Annotated in this window: 25 protein-coding genes and 1 tRNA gene; 22 read left to right on the top strand and 4 right to left on the bottom strand. The window is 37.9% G+C overall.

Features of this window, described 5'->3' with window-relative positions; translation table 11 throughout:
* The first annotated feature begins 6 nt into the window (after positions 1 to 6).
* The 6 genes from IGL56_RS03795 (at position 7) to ileS (ending at position 6381) form a co-directional block, all read left to right on the top strand.
* Positions 7 to 684: a YggS family pyridoxal phosphate-dependent enzyme gene (locus IGL56_RS03795; protein WP_002358890.1), complete on the top strand. Its 678-nt coding sequence runs from the start codon at positions 7 to 9 to the stop codon at positions 682 to 684.
* A gap of 13 nt (positions 685 to 697) precedes the next feature.
* Positions 698 to 1342, top strand: coding sequence for a cell division protein SepF (locus tag IGL56_RS03800; protein WP_002355901.1), 645 nt, complete (start codon positions 698 to 700; stop codon positions 1340 to 1342).
* A gap of 28 nt (positions 1343 to 1370) precedes the next feature.
* Positions 1371 to 1628: a YggT family protein gene (locus IGL56_RS03805; protein ID WP_002355902.1), complete on the top strand. Its 258-nt coding sequence runs from the start codon at positions 1371 to 1373 to the stop codon at positions 1626 to 1628.
* Between the two features lie 26 nt (positions 1629 to 1654).
* The gene (locus IGL56_RS03810; protein WP_002355903.1) at positions 1655 to 2437 is read left to right on the top strand and encodes an RNA-binding protein; all 783 of its coding nucleotides are present in this window, start codon (positions 1655 to 1657) and stop codon (positions 2435 to 2437) included.
* Between the two features lie 151 nt (positions 2438 to 2588).
* Positions 2589 to 3290: a cell division protein DivIVA gene (gene divIVA, locus IGL56_RS03815; RefSeq protein ID WP_002355904.1), complete on the top strand. Its 702-nt coding sequence runs from the start codon at positions 2589 to 2591 to the stop codon at positions 3288 to 3290.
* A 310-nt stretch (positions 3291 to 3600) separates the two neighbouring features.
* Entirely contained in the window at positions 3601 to 6381 is a 2781-nt protein-coding gene (gene ileS / locus IGL56_RS03820; protein ID WP_002381313.1) for an isoleucine--tRNA ligase, read from the top strand.
* A gap of 51 nt (positions 6382 to 6432) precedes the next feature.
* Here ileS and zwf read toward each other — a convergent pair whose 3' ends face one another.
* The 3 genes from zwf to IGL56_RS03835 form a co-directional block, all read right to left on the bottom strand.
* Positions 6433 to 7956, bottom strand: coding sequence for a glucose-6-phosphate dehydrogenase (gene zwf / locus IGL56_RS03825; protein WP_002355906.1), 1524 nt, complete (start codon positions 7954 to 7956; stop codon positions 6433 to 6435).
* On the bottom strand, positions 7956 to 8624 hold the full coding sequence (locus IGL56_RS03830; protein ID WP_002355907.1) for a metal-dependent transcriptional regulator: 669 nt from the start codon (positions 8622 to 8624) through the stop codon (positions 7956 to 7958). The genes zwf and IGL56_RS03830 overlap by 1 nt, the downstream gene beginning before the upstream one ends.
* A 171-nt stretch (positions 8625 to 8795) precedes the next feature.
* A complete protein-coding gene (locus tag IGL56_RS03835) occupies positions 8796 to 9164 on the bottom strand; it encodes a DUF4828 domain-containing protein (protein ID WP_002355908.1) in 369 nt (122 codons plus the stop codon).
* Positions 9165 to 9362: 198 nt separating this feature from the next.
* Here IGL56_RS03835 and sfsA point away from each other — a divergent pair, with 198 nt between their 5' ends.
* The 16 genes from sfsA (at position 9363) to IGL56_RS03915 (ending at position 24090) form a co-directional block, all read left to right on the top strand.
* The gene (gene sfsA / locus IGL56_RS03840) at positions 9363 to 10094 is read left to right on the top strand and encodes a DNA/RNA nuclease SfsA (protein ID WP_002355909.1); all 732 of its coding nucleotides are present in this window, start codon (positions 9363 to 9365) and stop codon (positions 10092 to 10094) included.
* A 105-nt stretch (positions 10095 to 10199) separates the two neighbouring features.
* Positions 10200 to 11198: a Gfo/Idh/MocA family protein gene (locus IGL56_RS03845; protein WP_002355910.1), complete on the top strand. Its 999-nt coding sequence runs from the start codon at positions 10200 to 10202 to the stop codon at positions 11196 to 11198.
* Positions 11199 to 11224: 26 nt separating this feature from the next.
* The gene (locus IGL56_RS03850; protein ID WP_065813810.1) at positions 11225 to 12526 is read left to right on the top strand and encodes a DEAD/DEAH box helicase; all 1302 of its coding nucleotides are present in this window, start codon (positions 11225 to 11227) and stop codon (positions 12524 to 12526) included.
* A gap of 44 nt (positions 12527 to 12570) precedes the next feature.
* A complete protein-coding gene (locus tag IGL56_RS03855; protein WP_002355912.1) occupies positions 12571 to 15276 on the top strand; it encodes a sigma 54-interacting transcriptional regulator in 2706 nt (901 codons plus the stop codon).
* Positions 15277 to 15504: 228 nt separating this feature from the next.
* Positions 15505 to 15822, top strand: coding sequence for a PTS sugar transporter subunit IIB (locus IGL56_RS03860; RefSeq protein WP_002355913.1), 318 nt, complete (start codon positions 15505 to 15507; stop codon positions 15820 to 15822).
* A gap of 141 nt (positions 15823 to 15963) precedes the next feature.
* Positions 15964 to 17427, top strand: a complete 1464-nt coding sequence (locus IGL56_RS03865) for a PTS sugar transporter subunit IIC (protein WP_002364646.1) — start codon at positions 15964 to 15966, stop codon at positions 17425 to 17427.
* A gap of 43 nt (positions 17428 to 17470) precedes the next feature.
* Entirely contained in the window at positions 17471 to 17689 is a 219-nt protein-coding gene (locus IGL56_RS03870; RefSeq protein WP_002355915.1) for a hypothetical protein, read from the top strand.
* 13 nt (positions 17690 to 17702) lie between these two features.
* Positions 17703 to 17903 (top strand): DUF3188 domain-containing protein, encoded by a 201-nt coding sequence (locus tag IGL56_RS03875; protein WP_002355916.1) that lies wholly within the window; start codon positions 17703 to 17705, stop codon positions 17901 to 17903.
* A complete protein-coding gene (locus tag IGL56_RS03880) occupies positions 17903 to 18313 on the top strand; it encodes a DUF3284 domain-containing protein (RefSeq protein WP_002355917.1) in 411 nt (136 codons plus the stop codon). The genes IGL56_RS03875 and IGL56_RS03880 overlap by 1 nt, the downstream gene beginning before the upstream one ends.
* Before the next feature lie 275 nt (positions 18314 to 18588).
* Entirely contained in the window at positions 18589 to 18915 is a 327-nt protein-coding gene (locus IGL56_RS03885) for a PTS sugar transporter subunit IIB (protein ID WP_002355918.1), read from the top strand.
* 22 nt (positions 18916 to 18937) lie between these two features.
* Positions 18938 to 19258, top strand: coding sequence for a PTS lactose/cellobiose transporter subunit IIA (locus IGL56_RS03890; protein WP_002355919.1), 321 nt, complete (start codon positions 18938 to 18940; stop codon positions 19256 to 19258).
* A 65-nt stretch (positions 19259 to 19323) separates the two neighbouring features.
* Entirely contained in the window at positions 19324 to 20601 is a 1278-nt protein-coding gene (locus tag IGL56_RS03895) for a PTS sugar transporter subunit IIC (protein ID WP_002355920.1), read from the top strand.
* Positions 20602 to 20684: 83 nt separating this feature from the next.
* Entirely contained in the window at positions 20685 to 22079 is a 1395-nt protein-coding gene (locus IGL56_RS03900; RefSeq protein WP_002355921.1) for a glycoside hydrolase family 1 protein, read from the top strand.
* A 57-nt stretch (positions 22080 to 22136) separates the two neighbouring features.
* Entirely contained in the window at positions 22137 to 23330 is a 1194-nt protein-coding gene (locus tag IGL56_RS03905; RefSeq protein WP_002355922.1) for a GNAT family N-acetyltransferase, read from the top strand.
* A 320-nt stretch (positions 23331 to 23650) separates the two neighbouring features.
* Positions 23651 to 23724 (top strand) — tRNA-Arg (locus tag IGL56_RS03910).
* A gap of 33 nt (positions 23725 to 23757) precedes the next feature.
* Positions 23758 to 24090 (top strand): putative quinol monooxygenase, encoded by a 333-nt coding sequence (locus IGL56_RS03915; RefSeq protein ID WP_002355924.1) that lies wholly within the window; start codon positions 23758 to 23760, stop codon positions 24088 to 24090.
* A 113-nt stretch (positions 24091 to 24203) separates the two neighbouring features.
* Here the strand turns inward: IGL56_RS03915 and ppdK are convergent, their stop codons facing one another.
* Positions 24204 to 26849 (bottom strand): pyruvate, phosphate dikinase, encoded by a 2646-nt coding sequence (gene ppdK, locus IGL56_RS03920; protein ID WP_002358905.1) that lies wholly within the window; start codon positions 26847 to 26849, stop codon positions 24204 to 24206.
* Positions 26850 to 26988: the final 139 nt, after the last annotated feature.

The following is a 26988-nucleotide window of genomic DNA, read 5'->3' on the forward strand; positions in this document are numbered from 1 at the left end:
TTAGAAATGATAGCTGAAAACTTAACAAATATTAATAATCAACTTCAGCTAGCATGCAAAAGCTCACAGCGCTCTGTTGCTGATGTGACAATGATTGGCGTCACTAAATCAGTAGGAATTGAGGAAGCAGCAGAGCTTGTTCAGCTTGGTGTCCAGAATTTAGCTGAAAACCGAGTAGATAAGTTACTAGAAAAGAAAGCTGGATTGGAAAAATTTAATGATATTCAGTGGCATTTAATTGGTAATTTACAACGTAGGAAGGTAAAATTAATTATTAATGAGATAGATTATTTTCATGCATTAGATAGTCTGAGTCTAGCCAAAGAAATTCAAAAAAGAGCAACGAAAGTTATTCGTTGTTTTGTTGAAGTGAATATAACTGGGGAAGAAAGCAAGCACGGCTTTCGTAAAGAAGACGTCTTACCTTTCATTCAAGAACTTGCTGATTTGGACAAAATTCAAATCGTCGGTCTAATGACTATGGCACCTTTTGGGGCAAGTGAAGAAGTATTACATGCAACATTTAGAGAATTAAAAGAGCTGCAAATGACCGTAAATGAGAAACATTTATCTTTTGCTCCTTGTACAGAACTTAGCATGGGAATGAGTAACGATTTCCCAATCGCAGTTGAAGAAGGTGCAACTTTTATACGAATCGGAACAGCGTTATTCAGAGATGCGTAAAGGAGAGGAATTTATGTCAATTTTTAACAAGGATGCGTTATCGAGCTTTTTTGGCTTATCTGGCGAAGAAGATGATTATTATGATAACTACGAAGAATATGAAGAGCGCAAAGCAGTTAATGAACCACCGCGTCGTGCAGCTCGGCCTAAACCACAACGCCCTGTTCAACAACAGGAAAGTTACAGTCAGCCAGCTTATACACAACAAAGTGAGCCTGTAGTTGAAAAACCTTCTGCACGCTATCGTTCTGCTGAAGCGCATCAAGAAAGAGACACACAACAAGCTGCTTACACAGAGAAAAAAGTGGTTTCTATGCGTAGTTCTAATCAATCAGCGACTACGAATACAAGACGAGCACAAGAAAGCACCGCCAATGCAAAAACACATAAAATTACTATTATTGAACCACGTGTGTATTCAGAAGCAATGAGCATTGCGAAACATTTATTTGCTGAAGAAGCTGTGCTAGTTAATTTTACATTAGTAGAAGAAGACCAAGCACGACGCATCGTTGATTTCTTAACTGGTACTGTGTATGCTTTAGACGGAGATATTCAGCGCGTTGGCAATGAAATCTTCTTATGCACACCAGCGAATATGGAAATTGATAGTGCGACAGCACAATCTTTAGCCAACAAACAATTCTTTGATTTCTAAGCCTTAGGGAGGTGTTATTATCGCAACACTGATTACTCTATTATACAAAGGCGTTCAAATCTATTCAGGATTACTAGTGATTTACGCGCTACTTTCATGGTTTCCAGGAGCATATGATTCTGCTTTCGGGCGTTTGCTCTCTAGAATTTGTGAACCATACTTAAGTTTGTTTGACCGTTTGAATTTAAGGATTGGAATGGTTGGATTTAACGTAATGGTAGGGATTATTGTCCTTAACCTAGCAGCGGGTGGCTTAGCAGTCATTTTACGAGCTATTGTTTATTAATAACTTTTAGAAAGGATGATTTATCTATGAACGCAAATGTGTATCAACATTTCCGCAAAGATGAACATCCTTTTATTGACACTGTCGGGGATTGGCTAGAGCAAGTGGAGATGCAATACGCGCCTTATTTGACAGACTTTCTTGATCCTAGACAGGCGTATATTTTGGAAACGTTGATTCGACAAAACAGTGATTTATCGTTTACTTTTTATGGTGGTTATGAGCAAGCAGAACGAAAACGCTGCTTGATTTATCCAGCGTATTACATACCAGAAGAGACAGATTTTGGTGTTGTATTATTTGAAATTATTTATCCATCTAAATTTGCGACATTATCTCATGGGAAAATTTTAGGCACCTTGATGAATGTTGGGGTTCGTAGGGAAGCCTTTGGAGATATTATTTCCGATGGTGATAAGTGGCAGGTTTTTATAGCACAAGAAGTAGCTGGCTTCGTTGTTAACCAAGTCGACAAAATTGGTAAAATTACTGTTCGTTTAGAAGAGCGTGATTATACACAAATTTTGATACCGAAGGATGGTTGGCAGGAAGAGCGAACGACTATGAGCTCTTTGCGGCTGGATAGTGTGATTTCCGCCGTATTTAATATTTCAAGGCAGCGATCAAAACAATTGATCGAATCTGGTAAAGTAAAAGTCAATTGGACAGAAACGACACGACCAGATTTTGCTTTAGACTTATTAGATATTGTTTCGATACGGGGATTTGGGCGCCTTCAGATTCAAGAATTAGAAGGAAAAACAAAGAAAGAAAAATTTCGTGTCCTCTTAGGGGTATTGAGAAAATAATCTCGAACTTTTGTTTAAGAAAACCATTTTGGCTGTTCATTCAGACGAAGTTGTGTATAATAAAAAAAGTAAGATATTTGCTATTTCAGGATTAGTATGAGAATGTGTTCATAAGGGGTTTTACAAAAATAATCCAAAGAGGTGAAGGAATATGGCATTAACTCCATTAGATATTCAAAACAAAGACTTCTCAACAAAAATGAGAGGCTATAACCAAGACGATGTAGATGACTTTTTAGATCAAGTCACACGTGATTATGAAGATGCATTACAAAAAAATCGTGAACTTGAGAAATCATTAAAACACGCAGAAGAAAAATTACAATACTTCAATGAATTGAAAGATGCATTGAACCAATCAATTATTGTTGCACAAGATACCGCTGATAAAGTGAAATCAAGTGCCAATAAAGAATCAGAAATGATTATCACTTCGGCAGATAACCAAGCCAAAGAAACCTTGGTAGAAGCTGAACGTAAATCAAATGCAATGATTGCAGATGCTGAAGCGAAATCAACACAAATCTTAGCAGAAGCAATTGAACGTGCCCGTCAATTAGCTGGGGAAACAGAAGACTTGAAGAAGAAAACACGTGTCTTCCATCAACGCTTAAGCTTAATGCTTGAAACTCAATTAGAGCAAGTGAAGAGTGAAGAGTGGGAAGAGATTTTAAAGCCTTTTTCTAGTTATGTCGGAGACAAACATACAGCAGTTAAGGAAATTCTTGATGAACAAGACCTTGACAACGAAAATGAAACTGTTGTAAACTCTGAAGAGAACACAGATGCTGTAGTAGAAAAAAAGCCTGTAATTGAAGTCACTGAAGAAACAATTGAAGAAGAATCAAAATAGATAGAACAGAACGTTTAATGTTTATTCTTAGCAGCGAGTCAATGATAGTGAAAGTTTGACAGACACTGGCATTAAACAGATCCTCTATCCTAGATGCAGTTCTGAACACTTGAGTAGGAATTGCCGGATAATTACCGTTATCAATTTCAGAGAAAGTAGGGGCAACTCTACTTTGAATTTGGGTGGTAACACGAGTACTTCGTCCCTTGGGATGGAGTACTCTTTTTTTATCTACTTTTATCAGCTATCGTTCATCTTTAGTATGAACTAACACAATTAAATCGATAAAATGAAAGCGAGGCAAATGCATATGAAAATGAAAGAAACATTGCAATTAGGAAAAACAGCTTTTCCAATGCGTGGGAACTTGCCAAACCGTGAAGCAGAATGGCAAAAAGATTGGGAAGAAAAAGGCTTATATGAACAACGTCAAAAATTAAACGAAGGAAAACCAACCTTTGTTTTACATGATGGCCCTCCGTATGCAAACGGAAATATTCATTTAGGACATTCTTTGAATAAAATCAGTAAAGATATTATTATTCGTTCAAAATCAATGTCTGGTTTCCGTTCTCCTTATGTGCCTGGTTGGGATACTCATGGTTTACCAATTGAGCAAGTGTTAACCAATAAAGGGGTTAAACGTAAAGAAATGACTGTCGCTGAGTATCGCGAAAAATGTAAAGAGTATGCCTTATCACAAGTCGATAAACAACGTAACGATTTTAAACGTTTAGGTGTGTCAGGCGATTGGGAACATCCATACATTACGTTAGATCCAGAGTATGAAGCAGCAGAAATTCGTGTTTTTGGTAAGATGGCAGAAAAAGGCTATATTTATAAAGGCTTAAAACCAATTTATTGGTCTCCTTCAAGTGAATCTTCTTTAGCAGAAGCAGAAATTGAATACAAAGATGTAAAATCACCTTCTATTTACGTAGCTTTTAATGTGGCCGATGGTAAAGGTCTTTTAGATAACGAGACAGCCTTCGTCATCTGGACGACAACCCCTTGGACATTACCAGCCAACTTAGGTATTTCAGTTAATCCTGATTTTACGTATGTTGAAGTGAAAGCAGACGGTCGTAAATTTGTAATTGCTAAAGATTTATTAACAACAGTTAAAGAAGCGATTGGTTGGGAAGAAGTAGAAGTCTTGCGAGAATTTTCTGGTGAAAAATTAGATCGTATGACAGCTCAACATCCATTCTATGATCGAACATCACTTGTTATGCTAGGCGACCACGTGACGCTAGATGCCGGGACTGGCTTAGTTCATACCGCACCAGGACATGGTGAAGATGACTATATCGTTAGCCGTAAATATGATTTACCTGTTATTTCTCCTGTTGACAGTCGAGGGGTCTTTACAGATGAAGCACCTGGTTTTGAAGGAATTTTCTATGACAAAGCGAATCCAATGATTACTGAGTTATTAGAAGAAAAAGGCGCGTTATTAAAATTAGATTTCTTTACGCATAGTTATCCACATGACTGGCGTACCAAAAAACCAGTTATCTACCGTGCAACGCCACAATGGTTTGCTTCAATCTCTAAATTCCGTCAAGATATTTTAGATGAAGTTGAGAAAGTTGACTGGCTAATTCCTTGGGGAAAAACACGTTTGTATAATATGATTCGTGACCGTGGTGATTGGGTAATCTCTCGTCAAAGAGCGTGGGGTGTACCATTACCGATCTTCTATGCTGAAAATGGGGAAGCCATCATTACGCCAGAAACAATTGAACATGTAGCGAATTTATTTGCAGAACATGGATCAAATATCTGGTTTATGCGTGAAGCAAAAGAGTTACTACCAGCCGGCTTTACACATCCAGGTTCACCAAATGGCGAGTTTACCAAAGAAACAGATATCATGGACGTTTGGTTTGACTCAGGTTCTTCACATGAAGGAGTTTTACGAGAAAGAGAAGAGTTAACTTTCCCAGCAGATATGTATTTAGAAGGTTCTGACCAATATCGTGGTTGGTTTAACTCAAGTATTACAACAAGTGTTGCTATCAATGGGGTAGCGCCTTATAAATCAATCATTTCTCAAGGGATGGTTCTCGATGGCGAAGGCCGTAAGATGAGTAAATCGTTAGGCAATACTATCTTACCTGAAAAAGTTATCAACCAAATGGGTGCAGATATCTTACGCTTGTGGGTAAGTAGTGTTGACGCGGAAGCCGATGTGCGTGTCTCAATGGATATCTTAAACCAAGTATCTGAAGTGTACCGGAAAATCCGTAATACTATGCGTTTCTTGTTAGCGAATACGAGTGATTTTAATCCAGCTGAGCATACTGTAGCTTATGCTGATTTACGTTCTGTAGATAAATACATGACGGTTCGTTTAAATCAAGTCATTCAAGAAATCCGTGAAAATGGTTATGAAAAATATAATTTCATGCATATTTATCGGACAGTTATGAACTTCTTAACTGTGGATCTATCTTCTTTCTATTTAGACTTTGCGAAAGATGTCGTTTATATTGAAGCTGAAAACGATTATCAACGTCGTTGTATGCAGACTGTTTTCTACCAAACATTGGTTTCATTAACAAAACTATTGACACCAATTATTCCACATACAGCGGAAGAAATTTGGAGTTTCTTACAAGAAGAAGAAGAGTATGTGCAATTAGCTGAATTCCCAGGTTACGAAACGTTTACTAATGAAGAAGAATTGATGGATACATGGGCAGCCTTTATGGATTTCCGTGACAATGTCTTAAAAGCGTTGGAAGAAGCTCGTCATTCTAAATTAATCGGTAAATCGTTAGAAGCTAAAGTGACCGTTTATCCAAATGAACAAATTCGTCAATTAATGACAGCTGTTGATGCAGATATTGCTCAATTACTAATTGTTTCCGACTTTGAAGTATCAAAAGAAGTAGCACCTAGTGAAGCTGTTCAATTTGAAGACATGGCTATTTTAGTTGAAAAAGCAGAAGGCGAAACGTGTGACCGTTGTCGTTCCGTTCGTCAAGATGTCGGCTCAGATGAAAAATTACCAACACTTTGTGGCCGTTGTGCACACATTGTTGAAGAAAACTATCCAGAAGCGGTTGCTGAAGGATTCGAATAAACAAGGAAAAAGATCCGCTAGTTGTTAACTAGCGGATCTTTTTTGGCTTATTTATTGATCAAGTTGACCGCGGTCACGGTACCAGTTATCTGGTTGCCATTCCCAAGTAAAGCCATCTTTTTCTAATAAGTCGAAGGCAGCTTGCGGGCCCATTGTGCCAGCGGCATAATTAGGGAAAGAAACGTCTGTTTTATCCCAAGCATGTCGAATAATGTCAACAATGCGCCAAGATTGGGCAACTTCGTCCCAATGAGAGAAGTTTGTACTATCGCCATTTAGGCAGTCTAATAGAAGTTTTTCATATGCTTCTGGACTATTTTCAGTCATTTCAGCACTTTGACGGAAATCAAGTTTCACTGGAGTTGTATTGAACCCTTGACCGATTTCTTTTCCATTTAAGGTTAATGAAAATCCTTCAGTTGGTTGGATATAGATAGTTAAAACATTCGGTGGTAAATCGGTTTTATCGCATTCTTCACACGTATCATCTTTGAAGACATTAATAGGTACTTGTTTAAAGACGATGTTAATGCGTGTGCCTTTTTCAGTTAATCGTTTACCTGTGCGAACATAGAAAGGGACGCCAGACCAACGGAAATTATCAATTAAAAATTTACCAGCAACAAAAGTTTCAGTGGATGAAGTTTCTGCCACATTTGGTTCATCACGATAGGCTGCAAATGTTTGATCAGCTAGCTGACCTTCGCCGTATTGTCCACGCACGAAATTTTGAAGGGCTTCTTCTTCAGAATAAAGGCGGATGGCACGTAAAGCTTTTACTTTTTCAGTCCGAATTTCTTTTTCAGAAAAGGCAACAGGAGGCTCCATAGAAAGCAATGCAACGACTTGTAAAATATGATTTTGAACCATATCTTTTAGTGCGCCACTGTGGTCATAATAGCCGCCACGATCCTCGACACCTAAGCTTTCAGCGAAGGTGATTTGGACATTATCAATGTAACGATTGTTCCATTGTGATTCAAAAATATTATTGGCAAAACGAATGGCTGAAATATTTTGGATCATTTCTTTGCCTAAGTAATGGTCAATTCGGAAAATATCTTGTTCAGGAAATGCAGCACGAATTTCTTCATTTAATTCGTAGGCAGATTCATAATCAGAACCAAATGGCTTTTCGATAATTAGACGATCAAAGCCTTCTTCCGAAATAATATGTTGTGATTTCAAATGATTAACAATGGTTCCAAAGAATTGAGGAGCCATAGCTAGATAGTAAACATGATTGCCTTCTAAGTGGTATTGTTCATTTAGGCGATCAGATAATTCTTTTAAGGTATTATAATGTTCCGTATCATTCACATTATGTGATTGGTAATAGAAATGACTAGAAAATTCAGTTGCCTCTTCGGCCGTGGGATTTAAGTCTTGAATGGTTTCACGAACGATTTCACGATAGTATTCGTCTGTCCATTCCCGACGTGCGGTACCAATCACCGCAAAACGCTCAGCTAATAATCCTTTTTTATATAAGCGGAACAGGGAAGGATACAATTTACGTTTGGCAAGATCACCTGTCCCCCCGAAAATAGTAAATAATGCTACTTTTTCATTCATTAGTTTTCCTCACTTTCTCTAATCAACGGCTCAACAAAAATTGTGTTTGCTGCTTTAAAGCTGACGGATAATTCTTTGTTTTCATTATAAATGGTGATCGGTCCTTCATATGCAGCAATTTCTTTAATCGTATATTCTTCTTGAATATTTAAATCAATGGAAACTAAATAATCCAGTAATTCTTTTTCGTCTAAGACACGTGCAATCCGAACTTTTGTGCCAACAGGGTAGTCTGTTAACGTTTGGCGTTTCTCCTCATGAATGGGTTGATTATCTTCGGGAATAACACCACCGTGTGGACAAAATTCTGGATGATTTAAATAATCCGCTAAACGGTTCACAAGCGTCTGTGAAGTAACATGTTCTAAAACTTCTGCCTCTTCGTGCACATCATTCCAAGTGTAATTTAAGTGCTCTACTAAAAAGACTTCCCAGATTCGGTGTTTGCGAATTAACGTACTCGCTTTTTTTAAGCCTTTTTCAGTTAATTGTACCCCTTGATAAGGAGAATGCTCAACCAAATCTTCTTTTACTAACTTTGAAATCATCTCACTAACCGAAGCTGCTGAAACATCGAGTCCAGAAACAATTTGTTTATTATTCACTTTAACTTCGTCGCCACCTAATTCAAAAATTAATTTTAAATAGTCTTCGCGATTTGGTGTCATAGGGGCTCATCCTTTCAAAAAAACATCATCCTAAGTTTATCAGAAAAAGGCGCATTTGACTATTTAATAATATTCAAGTTGTAAGAAAACTTTCTGAATGCTTTTGCAAGGGATGTAAAAAAATAAATCACCCACCACACATACTTCATTTTATGTGTCATGGGTGATTTATTAATTGTAAATGGCCCGTTCTAGTGTGTAGGTTTCGTCGTCGGCTTCATCGTAAAGCGTCGCAGGGACACCATTTTCACATTGAATGATTAAATGGTAACCTAACTTGTCTAAGATAACTAAGCGTTTAGGGGTTAATTCAACAAGCAAGGCATGCGTTTGTTTGCCATCAATGAAAACATTGAAAGATGAGGTGATTTCCAAGGTGTGTTGCGTGGCTTTCTTCACGTCTACAAACCACCAATGTCCAGTATAGTTGTGTTGAAGCTCCTGTGGGGAAGGGAGCTGTTTATTTTTTTTCCAGAGGATAGAGCCTGCTAATCCAGTAAGTAAAGATGCACCAACCAAGAAAGTCCAATGTTTTTTCAAAGAAATTCCTCCTAACCTTCATTTTCATTTATTCGTCTTCGTTACCTTTATTATATAGAACTTGTCTAAAATATTCGACTAAATCGCTGAGAATTGACAAATATTTAATGATTGACACAAGATAGTAAAATTGTTGGTTTTGGTCTATACTTTTCCTTGTTTTTTTATGGTATAGTGTGTAAGAAAGGAAGTCTGTGTATGAAGTACCCGAATGTCCAACTTGCTTATTTTATCGAACGACCCAATCGGTTTATTGCACACTGTCGTTTAATGGAAACGAATGAAGAAGTAATCACACATGTCAAAAATACTGGCAGAGGGAAAGAAGTTTTTTTACCAGGTGCTGTTGTGGCGCTTAGTTATCAACCATCGCCTAAAAGAAAAACAGATTACGATTTGATTGCAGTAAAAAAAGGTTCTTTTTGGATTAATATTGATAGCCAAGTACCGAATACATTAGTCAATGAAGCGTTAAAAAATGGTCAAATTGTGCTTCCTGGTTTAGTTGGTACGATCCAAACTGTTAAACGTGAGCAACGATTTGCACATTCAAAATTTGATTTTCTAGTGGAAACGGATGCGGACGAACAAGCTTTTGTCGAAGTGAAAGGCATGACTTTAGAAAATAAAGGCATCGGTGCTTTTCCTGACGCACCAACACTTCGTGGCTTGAAGCATGTCACTGAACTAATGGCTGCAACTAAAGCGGGTTACCGCTGTTACATTTTGTTTGTGGTCCAATTTGAAGAAATTAAGCAAGCAACGATTCACCAAGAGATGCAACCTGCCTTTGCTGAAAATGTGGGTGCTGCAATTGATCAAGGTGTGCAAGTCCTTGCTTACAATTGCCACGTAACACCAGCAACGATTGAACTTAAGTCACAGGTAACCTTTGATTTATTACAGGCATTTGATGATCCTAATAAATAACTTGAAGAACTCCTAGCGCTTTAAGGCAGGGTAATTACGTGACTTTTGTACGAGAGATTACTATTATAAAGAGAGTAAATAAACAAAAAATGGAGGTTTTTGATTATGATACATTTAGGCGTAATTGGTACCAATTGGATTAGTCATCAATTTGTTGCAGCAGCTTTAGAAACGGGTGCGTATGATTTAACGGCTGTTTATTCTCGGAAACTAGCAACGGCACAAGAATTTGGTTCTCGCTATGGGGATGTGGAATATGCAATTGATTTAGAGACGTTTTTTGGTATTGCACATATGGATACGGTTTATATTGCCTCACCAAATTCATTACATTTTGAACAAGCGAAGCAAGCAATTTTAGCGAAAAAAAATGTAATTGTTGAAAAACCAGCTTTTTCAACGCCTGATGAGATGGCAGAAATTATTGAATTAGCGAATAAAAATCGTGTGTATTTCTTTGAAGCGGCCCGTAATATTCATGAGCAAAGTTTCCAAAAAATTGCTGAATTATTGCCATTAAAAAACCAAATTTTAGGTGCGAATTTTACGTATATGAAATATTCTTCTCGCTATGATCAAGTATTAGAAGGCAAAGAGCCAAATATTTTTTCTCCTCATTTTTCTGGGGGGGCCTTAGCGGATTTAGGCGTTTATTTAGTTTATGCAGCCTTAGGTTGGTTTGGCGTACCAAACGAAAGCCATTATTTTGCTAGTAAAATTGCGACAGGTGTCGATGGCTTAGGAACAATTATTTTACGTTATGATCAGTTTGACGTGACGTTAAACACTGGGAAAATTAGTGATTCTTTTGCGCCATCCGAAATTTACTTTGAAAACGGGACCTTGATTTTAGATAGTGTCAATGCTATTTCTTCGGCTGAGTACCATGATCGCGCACATGAAGAACGTGATGTCTTAGATATTCAAGTAGCCGATAATCCAATGATTGAAGAAGCCCGTGATTTTGCAGCAGTTTTAAATAACCCAACAGATAAGTATTGGGGCACCAAGTATGAAGAATGGGTTGAGCTTGCTCGAAATGTCAATAAAGTAGTCACTGATTTACGTCATAGTGCCGGCATTATTTTTGATGCTGATAAATAAGAATTAAGCGATAGGAAAGGAACAATATGAGATTTTTAGAACAACTTCCAGAGGCTTGGCAAGAACAGTGGCAAGCTTCTGGCTTTAACGAACCATCAACAATTCAAGAAAAAAGTTTTACGCCCCTTCGCGAAGGAGAAAATGTTTTAGGAATTTCGCCGACAGGAACTGGAAAAACACTTGCTTATATGCTGCCTTTACTCTTAACTGTTGAAAAAGGACAGGGAAATCAATTGTTGATTATTGCTCCGTCTCAAGAATTAGCTATGCAAATTGCTGAAGTTGCTCGGACTTGGGCTAAGCCACTTCAATTAACGGTTCAAACGTTAATCGGCGGGGCAAATGTTTCACGCCAGATTGACAAGTTAAAAAAACGTCCCGAAGTGTTAATCGGAACACCAGGTCGAATTTTAGAGTTAATGAAGAACAAAAAAGTCAAAGCTCAGTTGTTAAAAACAATTGTAATGGATGAAGTTGATCAACTTTTCCAAGAGGAAGAGCTAAGTTTAACCAAGCAAATTTTGACACACACACCAACCGGATACCAACTTGTTTTTTATTCAGCGACTGCTGATCGTGTCGTGAATCAAGCGCAATCTTTAAGCCAAAAATTACAGGTGATTGATGTGACGGAAGAAGATACTTCAGCAGGCCAAGTCGCCCACTACTTTATTCGGTTAGCACCAAGAAAAAAAGCTGATTACTTACGTCGTTTGGCCCATACAGAAGCATTCAGAAGCATGGTCTTTTTCAATCAAGTTGCTGATTTAGGTGCAGCAGAAGAAAAATTAGTTTATGAGAATGTGCCAGCTATTGGTCTGGCTTCAGATCAAAGTAAACAGTTGCGTAAATTGGCGATCGATCAATTTAAAGCAGAACGAGTGAAGTTGTTATTAACCACGGATATTGCGGCACGGGGCTTAGATTTCACAGGGGTCCCTTACGTCGTAAACGTAGATGTTCCTTTAACCGAAGAGAGCTATATTCATCGTTCTGGTCGCGTTGGCCGGATGGGTGCACAAGGGGCAGTGATTACGTTTATCAACGATGGCACCAAAAGGGATTATCAACGTTTGATGAAACAATTGGCCATTCCTTATCAGGAAATCTTTTTATATGATGGTGCACTTCATGAGCAGCCAAAAGCCAAAGATGAACTAGAAAAAAAGAACGTAGTCAAAGATACGTATTCAGAAAAAAAGAGTACGAAAGAAAGAAAACCAGAAACAGTAAATTCTGTTGTCAAAGAACCGCAAGAAACACGCAAAAAGAAGAAAAACAAAAAGAAAAACACGAAAAACAAAGGAGCTCGTAAAGCGAAGAAATAACGCTTTACGAGCTTCAAGCAGAACGTTGTATCGAGGAGGATTCCATGAAATCTCGGAAGGAAGAAATCTTAGCGTTACTTCAAAAAAATGAAACTGGCTTAACGGCAGGAGCGGTAGCAGAACAGTTAATGATTGATCGCAGTAATGCCAGCCGTTATTTAAATGAATTATTCAAAGAAAAGAAAATTACTAGAAGTACTGGACGTCCTGTTATCTATTCAGTGCCAACAATCAATGAAGGAGAACAAGTCCATGTAGATGAGTCCACCTCTGTTAGTTTTGACACATTAGTAGGTGCCAATGATTCTTTAAAAGTGAGTATTCAGCAGGCCAAGGCGGCTATTTTATATCCACCAAGAGGTTTGCATACGATTATTTTTGGGAAAACAGGAACAGGGAAATCTCTTTTTGCTGAATGTATGTACCGTTTTGCCATTGATTCAAAAACCTTAGATGAAGATGCCCCTTTTGTCTCTTTTAATTGTGCTGATTATGCACAAAACCCACAATTATTATTTGGTCATATCTTTGGCGTAAAAAAAGGCGCCTATACTGGTGCGAATGAAGATAGTCCAGGCTTAATGGCAAAAGCAGATGGCGGGATTCTCTTTTTAGATGAAATTCATCGTTTACCGCCAGAAGGTCAAGAAATGCTCTTTACGTTTATTGATAAAGGCGTGTACCGTCCATTAGGAGAAAGTGGTCAAACCTATGAAGCCTCTGTTCAAATTATTGGTGCGACAACGGAATCCTCAGAAAACTTTTTAACCACTTTTAATCGGCGGATTCCGATGTCGATTACATTACCATCTTTAGATGCACGGACGCTAGATGAGCGTTATGCCATCATTTCGTTATTTATTCAGCAAGAGGCAACACGTTTGGGCCAACAAATTGATATCGAACGCGAAGCAGTTTTGGCGTTCATGTTATACGATGCAGAAGGAAATATTGGTCAGGTGAAGCGGGACTTAAAATTAGTTTGTGCTAAGTCATTTCTTTATTATCGGACGCACAATTTAGAACATTTGGTTATCCGTAAACGGGATTTGTCGTTACCTGTCCAAAAAGGATTATTAAAAATTAAAGAAGTACCTGAGCGCTTGGATCAATTTGTCGACAGTAAAAGTAATTATTTATCTTTCCAACCAGGTACCAACAAAATTGTTTGGTCGCAAGATCCAGCTAGAGACATGCAAGTTTACAATGAAATCGAAGAAAAAGTCGCTGACTTGTCTGAAGCTGACTTAGAAAATGTTGATTTAGAAGAATTGATTTCTAAAGATATGAATGCGTATTTTAAAAATTATGTCGAAGAATTAACCCAACATTCTTTACATAAGGAGTTATTACCAGAAGCTATTTGGGACTTAACGAATCGTCTTTATGATATCGCAGAAGAGCGTTTGGAACACACGTACAACGAAACAGCACGCTTTGCCTTTGCGCTTCATTTACAAAGTACGATTGAACGTGTCAAAGAAGGTCACGTGATTGTCCATCCTGATTTAAATAATGTCCGTAAAAATATGAAAAAAGAATTTCAAGTAGCCTTAGATTTATCTTCTATTATTGAAGAAGAGAACAACATAGAGATTCCTTTCGATGAAATTGGCTTTATTAGTATGTTTTTATCTATTAATGTCGGTAAAGAAGAAAGAACTCCAGAAAATAATGTTGGTGTGTTCGTCTTAATGCATGGGGATTCTACTGCCTCAAGTATGTTGAAAACCGCCCAAGAACTTTTAGGAACGTCAATCGGAACAGCGATGAATATGCCGTTAACGATGGAAGTTCAAACAATGTATGAACAATTACGAAACCAAGTAATTACGCAAAAAGAATCGTTAAATAATGGGATTTTATTACTGACGGATATGGGTTCATTAAATTCGTTTGGAAATATGTTGTTTGAAGAAACAGGTATCCGAACGAAGGCGATTACAATGACGAGCACAATGATTGTCTTAGAAGCTATTCGAATGGCAAGCGTGGGACGAAGTTTAGAGGACATTTACCAAAATATTCAACTTTCTTTTGAAAGCGTTGTGAGAGAACAATTTCGTTCTAGTCTGCAAAAACGTCAAAACGTAAAAAAAGCAGTAATCGTGACGTGCTTTACAGGAGAAGGGGTCGCCGCAAAACTATACCAACGAATCTTACCCGTTATTGATGAAACAAAAGTGGAACTGATTCAAATGCAATTTATTGAACGAGAAACGTTTAAAAAGCATATCGACAACTTGATGGAGGAATATGAAATTAAGGCCATTGCGGGCACTGTGGATGTTGAATATCAAAATATTCCCTTCTTTTCCGTCTATGATATTTTTGATGATGAAAAATTAAATGTACTGAAACGGATTGCTAGTGATGAAGTGGCGATTGATACAATTGTTCATTCACTAAGTGGCGTCATTACTTCTGTGGACTCCTTACAAAAATTAATTCTCATGTTACAAAAAACAGTTCATCAAATACAAACAGACATGCATATTATTGTTGAACCAGGGGTGGATGCCGGAATCATGATTCATTTGGCTTTTCTGGTAGATGCTTTAATTAAAGGAGAAGAAGCAAGAACTTTTCCAAACTTAGCGGAATATGTTAAAACACATCGTTTAGAAATCGATGTCGTACGCACGAATTTTATGTTAATTGAACGGGCGTATCGTGTGACGATTCCAGAAGCGGAAGTTGCGCATGTTACCCAAATGTTTTTAGAAAATGAAATTAAAAGTAAACAATAATAAATAAAAAAACATCAAGAAATGAGAAAACGCTCTCTTTTTTCTTGATGTTTTCTTTTTGTAAGTTACACACAATTTCATGTGTGTAAGCGTTTTCTTTTAGTGTGTGCACGCTTTTTTCGATGACAAAAGCTGTTATATCAGTATTTTAATGAGGAAAAAACTTGGCACAATTATTGCTATAAATAAAGTGTATAACGTCATAACTTTTAAGGAGATGAAGAAAAAATGGCAAAAAAAACAATTATGTTAGTTTGTTCCGCAGGAATGAGCACAAGTTTATTAGTAACAAAAATGCAAAAAGCAGCAGAAGATCGTGGCATGGAAGCAGACATCTTTGCAGTATCGGCTTCTGAAGCTGATACAAACTTGGAAAATAAAGAGGTGAATGTTTTACTTTTAGGTCCACAAGTTCGTTTCATGAAAGGGCAATTTGAACAAAAATTACAACCAAAAGGGATTCCTTTAGATGTAATTAACATGGCAGATTATGGCATGATGAATGGCGAAAAAGTTTTAGATCAAGCAATCTCATTAATGGGATAAGCAATTAAAAGGTTTAAGAAAAGTGAATAGCAAATAAGGATAGTGCATGTTACCAAAGGTTTTATTTTGTACGCTCGATTCATTCGTTTAATGAGGCTACTGCCTTTTTAATAAATATAAATGGATACAGGAGGAATAAAAATGAACGGATTAATGGCATGGATGGAAAAATATATCTTACCAACTGCCGCAAAAATTGGTGCACAGAAACATCTGGTGGCACTAAGGGATGCTTTTATTGGTACATTACCTGCGACAATGGCTGGATCAGTCGCCGTAATGATTAACGCAATTATTCGAGATCTTCCCCAAGAGTTTGTCTCAACTTATGCGGCAAGTTTGGAAGCAGACAAAGGTATTTTTGCAGTATTGAATGTCATCATTGGGATTAATGGTTTTGTTTGGAATGGTACATTGGCTATCGCTGGTTTGATTTTCGCTTTTTCTTGGGGCTATAACTTAGCGAAAGCATACAATGTGAATGAGCTAGCTGGTGGGATTGTCAGTTTAGCTACCTTAATTTCAGGTGTTGCTTTTGCACCAAATAACACAGCTGAATTAGCTGTAAAAGTGCCAGAAAAGATTGCCAACGCAATTAATGGGGCAGAAATTGGTGCGTCAATTGCTAATAATCAATTGACTGTCAATCCATGGGGTTGGTTAAATCTCAACCATCTAAATGGTAACGCTTTCTTTACAGTGATGATTATGGGCGCTTTATCAACCATTATTTTTTGTAAATTAATGCAAGCGGATTTAACAATAAAAATGCCTGATTCTGTACCACCAGCAGTTTCAAAAGCGTTTGCGGCAATTTTACCAGCAACAATCGCATTGTATGTCGTAGCAATTATTAACTTTACGGTGTCAAAACTTTCAGGCGGTCAATTATTAATTGACTTAATTCAAAAATATATCGCGGAACCGTTCCTTGGGTTATCACAAGGACTAGGCGCTGTGTTAATCGTAACGGTTTTTGTTCAAATTTTCTGGTTCTTTGGTATTCACGGTCCAAACGTTTTGGCACCAGTTCTTGAAGGAATTTGGGGACAAGCACAATTAATCAATATTGATATTTTCCAAAAAGGTTATGAAGGAAAAACAGGAACAGCTGCGGTTTTAGCCGCTATTGACGACGGTAAAGCCTACATGTGGGTCCGTGGTTCGTTTGATGCTTTTGCTTGGTTTGGTGGTTCAGGCGGTACAATTGTCCTAATTATTGCAATCTTGTTATTCTCCAAACGAGCAGATTATTTAACAGTTGGTAAATTATCATTAGGACCTGGGATCTTTAATATCAATGAACCGATTATGTTTGGTTTACCAGTTGTTCTGAATCCAATTATGTTTATTCCATTTGTAATTGCGCCATTAGTTGCTACTACAATTGGCTGGGTTGCAACGTATCTTGGGCTAGTCGCCCCAGTTTCTCAACAAGTCGCATGGGTGACACCGCCGTTGCTATTATCTTTCTTAGCGACAGGTGCCGACTGGCGCGCACCAATCGTAGCGTTGGTATGTATGGTAGTCACTTTCTTGATTTGGACACCGTTTGTTATCGCTGCTAACAAAATGGATCCTGCATTAGGCGAAAGTGAGCAATAGGCAATAAAAACAGCAATTACTTGTATAGAAAGGAGCGAGCAGCATGATTTCGATTGCAAGTGCAATGAAGCAAGAGGAAATTATTACTTTATTAGAGGCATATCAAGGGGAAAATGAAACATTTACTTTTAAAGAAAAGAATGGTATTAAGTTATTTTTTGAAGTTGAAGGAGACCCTGAAACTGCTGCACAAGTTGCAAAACAGCTGATTAAGGAACAACCTTGGGGTGGCGTTTTATACTTCCAAGCAACGGTAGTCTAAAAAGATAGGATGGATGAAAATGATTAGAAATGGATTATTTTTATGTAGTATTGGCTTCTTGATTGTTTTGTATTCGTTGAATCCCAGCTCCTTAAACTATGATTTATTAAGTCTGACAACGGGGATTTTTTTCATTGGACTTGGTGGTTACCTGTTTTTTAAAGGAAAAAAAGTTGCTGAAGAAGAGGCGACAAAGGATGAGGTGAAACGGTAATGGAAATTACGAAAACATTAACTATTTCAGCAGATGAATTTTACACGCAATTAATGAATTCTGTTATTTTTGATATCCGTAAGCAAACAGGCAAAACTCTTACAAGAAAGCAGTTGCGTAAGTTTGAATACATCAAAGAATATAGTAAAAATAGTCGCGCGAAAATAGTTATTGAAGAAGCTGTAGAAAATAAGACCTATCAATTTCGAACATCCACAACTAAAAATGATTTCTCGGTGCGGTATGAGCTCCAGCCAATTGATGAAAAAAGCTGTGAACTGCGTTATACAGAAACAATGGTTTCTTATGGGGCGTTACAAAAACTGAATGATGCAGTATTAGGTATCTTTTTAAGTTATTTTAAAAAGAAACAGTTTTATAAAATGCTTAAAATGATGGAAACTGCTTAAAGGGAAAAAGCGGCTTTTGTCCAGTTGATTCTCTTCAGCTTTAGAAAGTGAGCGATGAGTCGTTTCGACTTATCGCTCACTTTTTTTTTTGGCCCTATTATTTTGGAAACGCACACAAAAAAGCTGTGTGTAATCGTTTTATTTTTAGTGTGTACACGCTTTCCATGTTGAAAAACGTTGTCATATCAAGGTTTTCAATGTGTTAAAACTTGGCACGCTTCTTGCTTATATAAAGGTGTAAAGCAAAACAAAGAGAATTTAGGAGATGAAGGAAAATGGCAAAAAAAACAATTATGTTAGTTTGTTCCGCAGGAATGAGCACAAGTTTATTAGTAACAAAAATGCAAAAAGCAGCAGAAGATCGTGGCATGGAAGCAGACATCTTTGCAGTATCGGCTTCTGAAGCAGATACAAACTTGGAAAATAAAGAGGTGAATGTTTTACTTTTAGGTCCACAAGTTCGTTTCATGAAAGGGCAATTTGAACAAAAATTACAACCAAAAGGGATTCCTTTAGATGTCATTAACATGGCGGACTATGGCATGATGAATGGCGAAAAAGTTTTAGATCAAGCAATTTCATTAATGGGATCATCAAACTAGAGCAGAAAATGGGGTAGAGGTAATGGACGGACAACAGAACTTAGAAGCAATCATGGGTTTAATCATGTATGGCGGAAATGCTAAAAGCGATGCAATGGAAGCGATTGCCGCAGCAAAATCGGGGGATTTTGAATTAGCAGACAAAAAAATTGCAGATGCAGAAGAATCACTTGTACATGCACATCATTCGCAAACAGGAATGTTAACAGAAGAAGCAAAAGGCAATAACATGCAAGTAACATTGTTAACAGTGCACAGTCAAGATCATTTAATGACTGCGATTGCATTTACAGATTTAGCAAAAGAAATTATCGATCTTTATCGCCGTATTGATAACGAGTAATCTCGTTGTCAATGCGTCTTATAAGAAAAACGCGCTTGAGAAAGCGTTAATTAGGAGGAATAACAATGGACGGATTTGTTCAATGGATGGAGAAACACTTTATGCCGAAAGCGTCAGTTATCGCAGCGCAACGGCACTTGGTAGCAATTCGTGACGCGTTTGTCGTAACGATGCCATTAATGATTTTAGGGGCTTTGGCGGTATTAATTAATAATATTCCAATTCCAGGATATGAGGACTTTTTAAACAAAATTTTCCCAATGATGTATAACGATGCACCAATTTGGAAAAGCTTTGGTGGTAACATTTGGAACGGTACATTCGCAATCTTTGCCGTTTTAGTAGCCTTTTTAGTAGCACACAATTTAGTTAAATCTTATGGAAAAGACGGCATTGCAGCCGGTACAGTTTCTGTAGCTTCATTCTTCGCAGTTGGCGGCTTAGAAGGTATGGGCGCAACTGGATTATTTATTGCTTTGATTATTGCACTTATTTCAGGAGAACTATTCCAACGTTTATCTGGCAATCCTAAATTAGTTATCAAAATGCCTGATGGTGTACCACCAGCAGTAGCAAAATCATTTGCGGCATTATTACCAGCAATGATTACAATCAGTTTATTTAGTTTAATCACATCAATTCTATTTGCTTTAGGAATTGACAATATCGTTATTTCATTCTATGAAGCAGTTCAACAACCATTTATGGGACTTGCAAACAGCTACCCATCAGCATTATTGTTAGCTTTCATTACACCATTCTTATGGTTCTTTGGTTTACATGGTGCCAACATGGTTGACCCATTAATGCAAACAATCAACGTACCAGCGATTGATGCGAACATTAAAGCTTTAGAAGCAGGTAAAGCAATTCCTTATATTGTAAACAAACCTTTCTTTGATTCATTTGTAAACTTAGGTGGAACAGGGGCAACATTAGGTCTGTTAATTGCTATCTTTATCGTTGGTCGTCGTAACAAACCATACAAAGTCATTACAAACTTAAGTTTAGCACCAGGACTATTTAATATTAATGAACCAGTCATGTTCGGTTTACCAATTGTTTTAAACCCAATTATGTTTATCCCATTCATTTTAGTCCCAATGGTTCTTGTAACTGTTGCGTATGTGGCGACAGCAACTGGTTTAGTACCAGCTGCAACCTTTATGCCACCTTGGGTAACACCACCAATTATTGGCGGATTTTTAGCAACGAAGAGTATCGCCGGCGGAGTTTTAGCAGCTGTTAACTTATTGATTTCTATTTTGATCTACATGCCTTTCGTAAAAGTAGCAACAGATCAATACTTGAAACAAGAAGCAGCCGCAGAAGCAGCTGAGTAAAAAATCGAAGGATTGAATCGTCCGGACTCTTACGGAGGGTTCAATCCTTTTTTTAATGATTAAATCGTAAAGGAGCAAATAACATGAAATATCAATTTCCAGAAAATTTTTGGTGGGGTTCTGCAGCCAGCGGTCCTCAAACAGAAGGCGTTTTTGAAGGTGATGGTAAAGGTCAAAATATTTGGGATTTTTGGTATCAAGAAGCGCCAGAAAAATTTTTTCAACAAGTCGGTCCAGATAAGACCTCACAATTTTATAAAAAATACCAAGAAGATATTCAGTTAATGAAAGAAACGGGACATAACTCTTTTCGAACATCCATTCAATGGAGCCGTTTAATTCCAGATCCTACAACAGGAAAAGTCAATCAAACAGCAGTTGATTTTTATAATCAAGTCATTGATGATTTATTAGAACACGGGATTGAGCCCTTTATGAACTTGTATCATTTTGATATGCCGATGGTACTTCAAGAAAAAGGCGGTTGGGAAAGCCGTGAAGTGGTTGATTTGTATGTTGACTTTGCCAAAACCTGTTTTGAATTGTTTGGCGATCGCGTGAAAAAATGGTTTACGCACAATGAACCAATTGTACCAGTTGAAGGTGGTTATCTCTATGGCTGGCATTATCCTGATAAAGTGAATCTAAAAGAAGGGATTCAAGTACTCTATCATGAAGCTTTAGCTAGTGCCAAAGCGATTGCCGTCTATCACTCTATGAACTTATCAGGTGAAATTGGCATTATTTTAAACTTAACGCCGACTTATCCTCGTGATGAGCACAACGAAGCCGATGTAAATGCGGCTAAATTTGTCGATGGTTTCTTTAATCGTTCGTTTTTAGACCCGGCTGTTAAAGGTCATTTTCCAGAAGATATGGTTGCTTGGGCGAAAGCAAATGACTTATTGCCAGAAACAACGCCAGAAGATTTAGCAATAATTGCTGAAAATACTGTGGACTTATTAGGAGTAAACTACTATCAACCACGTCGTGCCAAAGCAAAAGAAACACCTGTTGAAACACGACCAGAAGGCTTACTTCCAGAAGATTTTTATGATGTCTACGATATGCCTGGCAAAAAAATGAATCCTTACCGTGGCTGGGAAATCTACGAAAAAGGTATTTATGATACATTAATGAATTTAAAAGAAAATTATGGCAACATTCGCTGCTACATTTCAGAAAATGGCATGGGCGTAGAAGGAGAAGAACGCTTTGTCAATGAACAAGGAGTCATTGAAGATGATTATCGGATTGAATTCGTGCAAGATCACTTGAAATGGGTGCACCAAGCGATTCAAGAAGGTAGTAATGTTCAAGGATATCATATGTGGACGTGTATGGATAACTGGTCTTGGCTCAATGCCTATAAAAATCGTTATGGCTTCATCGCTGTGGATTTAGATGATGATGCGAAACGGACCATTAAGAAAAGCGGTCGTTGGTTCAAAGAAATGACAGCAAATAACGGCTTTTAGAAAGAGAACCGTTTCTGTGATAAAATGAATTGATACAATGTGCGAGGAGGAAAGAAAATGACAACTAAAAGAGTCAAAAAAATGGGCAAAGAAGAAATGAAAGAGATGTTTGATCTTGTTATCTATGCTTTTAATCAGGAACCCACGGCGGAACGCCAAGAACGTTTTGAAAAATTGTTGTCACATACGCAAAGCTATGGCTTCCTAATTGATGAGCAGTTAACAAGTCAAGTGATGGCGACACCTTTTCAAGTGAATTTCCATGGTGTCCGCTATCCCATGGCTGGAATTGGCTACGTGGCTTCTTATCCAGAATATCGTGGTGAAGGCGGCATCTCTGCTATTATGAAAGAAATGTTGGCTGATTTAGCGAAACAAAAGGTTGCCCTTTCTTACTTAGCACCGTTTTCATATCCATTTTATCGTCAATATGGCTATGAACAAACATTTGAACAAGCAGAGTATACAATTAAAACGGAAGATTGGCCACGTGTTAAACGAGTTCCGGGTACCATTAAACGAGTTTCTTGGGCTGACGGTAAAGAGGTCATTAAAGACGTATACCTTGAAAATCAAAGAGCGCACTCTGGTGGTGTGATCCGTGAAACTTGGTGGCTGGATTATACGCTGAATCGTGCAAGTAAACCAAATAATCAAGCGATTTATTATTCGTCAGAAGGGAAAGCAGAAGGCTATGTGATTTATCGGATAGCTGCTGGCACCTTTGAAATCGTAGAATGGAACTATTTAACTAATACAGCTTTTAAAGCTTTAGCTGGGTTTATTGGCTCACATAGTGGTTCCGTTCAATCGTTCCATTGGATTAATGGTTTTGCTGGAAAAGATTTAAATGATTTAATGCCAACGCCAGCAGCTTCTGTAAAAATTTTACCTTACATGATGGCACGAATCGTTGAGTTACAAACATTTCTGGAAAAATATCCATTTCAATCAGGAGAAAAAGAAACGTATTCTTTAGAGATTGAAGATTCCTATGGGCCATGGAATGAAGGCATTTGGACAATCACAATTGACGAACAAGGAAAAGCAACAGTGACTAAAGGTGCTGCGGAAAAAGAAGGGACTGCTGCTTTGAAAGCAGATATCCAAACGTGGACGCAACTATTCTTGGGCTATCGTTCAGCAGAGACGTTATCTTTTTATGAACGCTTGCAAGGAGACGCAACGACAGCTCAACGTTTAGGACAACGTTTAGTCAAAGGCATGCCAATTTTAGAAGATTATTTTTAAAAGTGTGTTTATTCGCAAAAAATGACAGAACCTACTATAATAAAAATGTAAAAAGAATTATTTTAGAAAGGTGATGGGGACAATGGCGAAAACGAAACAAGAAAAAGTTGCACGCAATAATAAAATTGGGCAATATATAGCTATTGCGACAGGACTTTATTATTTAGGAAAAATGATTCTTGATCGGCGGCAAAAAAAATAATAGATAAACGAACGACGTGTTTCACTGAAAGAAAGTATCTCGCATAATTATTTATGCAGGATACTTTCTTTTTGTCTATTGACAGATGTAGTGAAGACTTCTAAAATTAAAACAGATTGTTCTCGTAGCTCAGTAGGATAGAGCAACCGCCTCCTAAGCGGTAGGTCGCTGGTTCAATTCCAGTCGGGAACGTAAAAAGGCAAGTAAATTTAGGGGGGAAGACAGATGGCGATTACTATAAATATTTATTATAGTGGGACAAATGGAGGTGCAAGAGAATTTGCCAAAGAAATGATTGCCAGCGGAATTGTAGAGGCGATTCGTGCAGAAAAAGGGAATAGTCGCTATGAATACTTTTTTCCAATGGACGATGAAGAAACAGTTCTGCTGATTGATAGTTGGACAGATCAGGAAGCATTAGACAAACACCACGCTTCTCCAATGATGACCCGTATTACGGAACTTAGAGAAAAATATGATTTGCATATGAAAGTAGAAAGATATGTATCAGATGTAACAGACCCCTTGACAAAAGATGCCGCGTTTATAAGAAAATAACCAGAGTACAATCATTGATCTTAAAATTTAGTGCTAGGAACATCAAGCGTTTCGACTGATGTTCCTAGCACTTTTTATCTTGTAAGGATGAATCATTTGTTACACACGTTAAATTAAAGAAGGACCATTTGTTCTTCAGTCACAGCCGGTTCGGTTAAAATTTTGGCTTGGGCAGCTGCGAGTTTCGCAATAGGTACCCGATAAGGTGAGCAAGAGATGTAGTTTAGGCCAAGTGTTTGGAAAAATGTGATGGATTGCGGATCACCACCGACTTCTCCACATACGCCAATACTCATGTTTGGTTTAGTACGACGCGCTTTCTCTACAGCTAATTGAATCAGTTGACCAACACCTGTTTGATCTAGTGATTGAAACGGATCTTGGGTAATGATTTTCTTTTCCCGATACGTATTAATGAATTTACCGATATCATCACGAGAAAAACCATAGGTCATTTGTGTTAAATCATTTGTTCCAAAGCTGAAAAAGTCTGCTTCTTCTGCTAACTGATCCGCAATCAGACAAGCTCTAGGTAGTTCAATCATTGTCCCGATTTCGTAAGGGAAAGGAGTCATTTTATGTTCTTCAAAGAGACCGTCAATCGTTTCTTTTAAAATGCGTTTGAGATAGAGAAGTTCTTCTTTTTCGGCGATTAGAGGAATCATCACTTCTGGATAAACAGTAATTCCTTCTTTGACTAATCGAATGGCACTAGTAAATAAGGCTGTAACTTGCATTTTGTATATTTGTGGTTGGGTCACACCTAAGCGACAACCACGATGGCCCAACATTGGATTGGTTTCTTGTAACCGTTCAATTTGTTTGGCGATGGTCACCGGGAACCGTTGTAGTTGCTTCGCCAATAATTGAATATCATTCTTTTCATGAGGTAAAAACTCATGCATCGGCGGATCTAACAAGCGGACCACCATGGGTTTGTCTTGAACTACTTTCAGCATTTGATAAAAGTCTTCCTGTTGAAAATGAAGAAGTTGCTCCAACGCATAGGTTGCTTCCTTTTCAGACTCTGCTAAAATCAGGCGACGCATTTCCAAGACACGCTCTTCACCGAAAAACATATGCTCTGTTCGCGCTAAACCAATCCCCGCTGCGCCAAAACGGATAGCAGTCTCTAAATCTTGTGTAGTTTCTGCATTGGCACGAACAGTTAAATCAGCATATGCATCTGCCCAAGACAAGAGCTCTTGAAGGTCATCGTTATTATCAGCAGAAATTGTAGGAATTTCGCCAAGATAAATTTCCCCCGTTGAGCCATCGACGGAAATGATTGTTCCTTCTAAGATGACCTGTGGCCCGCAGTGTAGTTGTTTGGCTTCTTCATTGACGGTTAAACTTTCACAACCAGTCACACAGCAAGTTCCCATTCCTCGTGCGACCACAGCGGCATGAGAAGTCATTCCGCCACGACTGGTCACGATTGCTTCGCTTACAACCATGCCTTCAATATCTTCTGGTGAAGTTTCTTGACGAACAAGAATGACTTTCTTTCCTAGATTGGTCAGTTCTTTGGCTTTTTCTGCTGTAAAAACAATTTGGCCACTTGCTGCACCAGGACTAGCAGGAAGTCCCATAGCTAAACGTTCCATGTGTTGTCGTTTCTCTTGATCAAACACGGGATGAATTAATTGATCAATCGTATCAGGTGTCACACGCAACAGTGCTTCTTGTTTAGTAATGCGATTTTCTTTGGCTAAGTCTAAAGCAATTTTAACCGTAGCTGCGGCGGTTCGTTTCCCGTTTCTTGTTTGTAAAATATATAATTTTTCATTTTCAATGGTAAATTCAATATCTTGCATGTCACGATAATGATATTCTAAAAGTTCTGCGTAATGGCGAAAATCTTGATAAACTTTTGGCATAGTCAAACGTAAACGACGAATGGGTTCTGGCGTCCGAATACCAGCCACTACATCTTCTCCTTGCGCGTTCAAAAGAAACTCTCCAAACAGTTGATTTTCCCCTGTGACCGGATTTCTAGTAAAGACAACGCCAGTGCCACTGTCTAGTCCACGATTGCCGAAAACCATTTCTTGAATGTTGACAGCTGTACCTAAATCATGTGCAATATGATGTAAGTTTCGATAAACCACCGCACGTTGATTATTCCATGAATCAAAAACAGCTTTGATTGCTTCAAAAAGTTGTGCGACAGGGTCTTGTGGGAAGACCACATGATATTGTTCGAAAACTTCTTGGTAGCGGACAATCAAGGCGAAATGATCTGCTTCTTGAAAAGCGGTAATTTTTTTGTTTAGCTCTTGTTCCAAGCGCTCTTTTTGTTGGTCAAATAATTCTTTGGGAATGTGATAGACGACGTCTCCAAACATTTGAATAAGTCGGCGATAACAGTCAAAAGCAAAACCAGGAGAGGTTAAGGTCGCAAATTTTTTCACACGTTGATCATTTAAACCTAAATTTAAAATAGTATCCATCATACCAGGCATCGAGAAGGCAGCACCGCTGCGAACGGAAACTAAGAGAATCTCATTGTCCGCGGTAAAAGATTTGCCTGTTTCAGTTTCTAGATTTTTAACCGCTTTCAAAATTTCTGATTGTAAGTGTTCTTCAAAGAAAGTAGCATCTGCCAAATAGTCCATACAGCAACGGGTTGTAATCGTGAATCCTTGTGGAATCGGCAAACCTAAGCGTGTCATTTCTGCCAAGTTTGCCCCTTTACCACCAAGAGTCTCTTTACCTTCATTGTGTGTTTCGTTAAAAGAATAAATAAACTTTTTCATGCGTGACCTCCGTTTAATATGTGTCTTATATGTTCAATAAACATCATAATAGACGGAAATAAGTTTGTCAATAGAAAAAGTTTCTTGTCAATATGTTGAAAAAACAATAAATATGTGTATAATTGTAAGCGAATGCACA

The sequence above is a fragment of the Enterococcus sp. DIV1316a genome, assembly GCF_050536915.1.
In the GTDB taxonomy this organism is placed as follows: domain Bacteria; phylum Bacillota; class Bacilli; order Lactobacillales; family Enterococcaceae; genus Enterococcus; species Enterococcus faecalis.

Bases quoted from the DNA above. Each gene is read 5' to 3' on its own strand.
- IGL56_RS03795 (WP_002358890.1), top strand. From the start codon at position 7: ATGATAGCTGAAAACTTAACAAATATTAATAATCAACTTCAGCTAGCA.
- IGL56_RS03800 (WP_002355901.1), top strand. From the start codon at position 698: ATGTCAATTTTTAACAAGGATGCGTTATCGAGCTTTTTTGGCTTATCT.
- IGL56_RS03810 (WP_002355903.1), top strand. From the start codon at position 1,655: ATGAACGCAAATGTGTATCAACATTTCCGCAAAGATGAACATCCTTTT.
- divIVA (WP_002355904.1), top strand. From the start codon at position 2,589: ATGGCATTAACTCCATTAGATATTCAAAACAAAGACTTCTCAACAAAA.
- ileS (WP_002381313.1), top strand. From the start codon at position 3,601: ATGAAAATGAAAGAAACATTGCAATTAGGAAAAACAGCTTTTCCAATG.
- zwf (WP_002355906.1), bottom strand. From the start codon at position 7,956: ATGAATGAAAAAGTAGCATTATTTACTATTTTCGGGGGGACAGGTGAT.
- IGL56_RS03830 (WP_002355907.1), bottom strand. From the start codon at position 8,624: ATGACACCAAATCGCGAAGACTATTTAAAATTAATTTTTGAATTAGGT.
- sfsA (WP_002355909.1), top strand. From the start codon at position 9,363: ATGAAGTACCCGAATGTCCAACTTGCTTATTTTATCGAACGACCCAAT.
- IGL56_RS03845 (WP_002355910.1), top strand. From the start codon at position 10,200: ATGATACATTTAGGCGTAATTGGTACCAATTGGATTAGTCATCAATTT.
- IGL56_RS03850 (WP_065813810.1), top strand. From the start codon at position 11,225: ATGAGATTTTTAGAACAACTTCCAGAGGCTTGGCAAGAACAGTGGCAA.
- IGL56_RS03855 (WP_002355912.1), top strand. From the start codon at position 12,571: ATGAAATCTCGGAAGGAAGAAATCTTAGCGTTACTTCAAAAAAATGAA.
- IGL56_RS03860 (WP_002355913.1), top strand. From the start codon at position 15,505: ATGGCAAAAAAAACAATTATGTTAGTTTGTTCCGCAGGAATGAGCACA.
- IGL56_RS03865 (WP_002364646.1), top strand. From the start codon at position 15,964: ATGAACGGATTAATGGCATGGATGGAAAAATATATCTTACCAACTGCC.
- IGL56_RS03870 (WP_002355915.1), top strand. From the start codon at position 17,471: ATGATTTCGATTGCAAGTGCAATGAAGCAAGAGGAAATTATTACTTTA.
- IGL56_RS03875 (WP_002355916.1), top strand. From the start codon at position 17,703: ATGAAAATGATTAGAAATGGATTATTTTTATGTAGTATTGGCTTCTTG.
- IGL56_RS03880 (WP_002355917.1), top strand. From the start codon at position 17,903: ATGGAAATTACGAAAACATTAACTATTTCAGCAGATGAATTTTACACG.
- IGL56_RS03885 (WP_002355918.1), top strand. From the start codon at position 18,589: ATGGCAAAAAAAACAATTATGTTAGTTTGTTCCGCAGGAATGAGCACA.
- IGL56_RS03890 (WP_002355919.1), top strand. From the start codon at position 18,938: ATGGACGGACAACAGAACTTAGAAGCAATCATGGGTTTAATCATGTAT.
- IGL56_RS03895 (WP_002355920.1), top strand. From the start codon at position 19,324: ATGGACGGATTTGTTCAATGGATGGAGAAACACTTTATGCCGAAAGCG.
- IGL56_RS03900 (WP_002355921.1), top strand. From the start codon at position 20,685: ATGAAATATCAATTTCCAGAAAATTTTTGGTGGGGTTCTGCAGCCAGC.
- IGL56_RS03905 (WP_002355922.1), top strand. From the start codon at position 22,137: ATGACAACTAAAAGAGTCAAAAAAATGGGCAAAGAAGAAATGAAAGAG.
- IGL56_RS03915 (WP_002355924.1), top strand. From the start codon at position 23,758: ATGGCGATTACTATAAATATTTATTATAGTGGGACAAATGGAGGTGCA.
- ppdK (WP_002358905.1), bottom strand. From the start codon at position 26,849: ATGAAAAAGTTTATTTATTCTTTTAACGAAACACACAATGAAGGTAAA.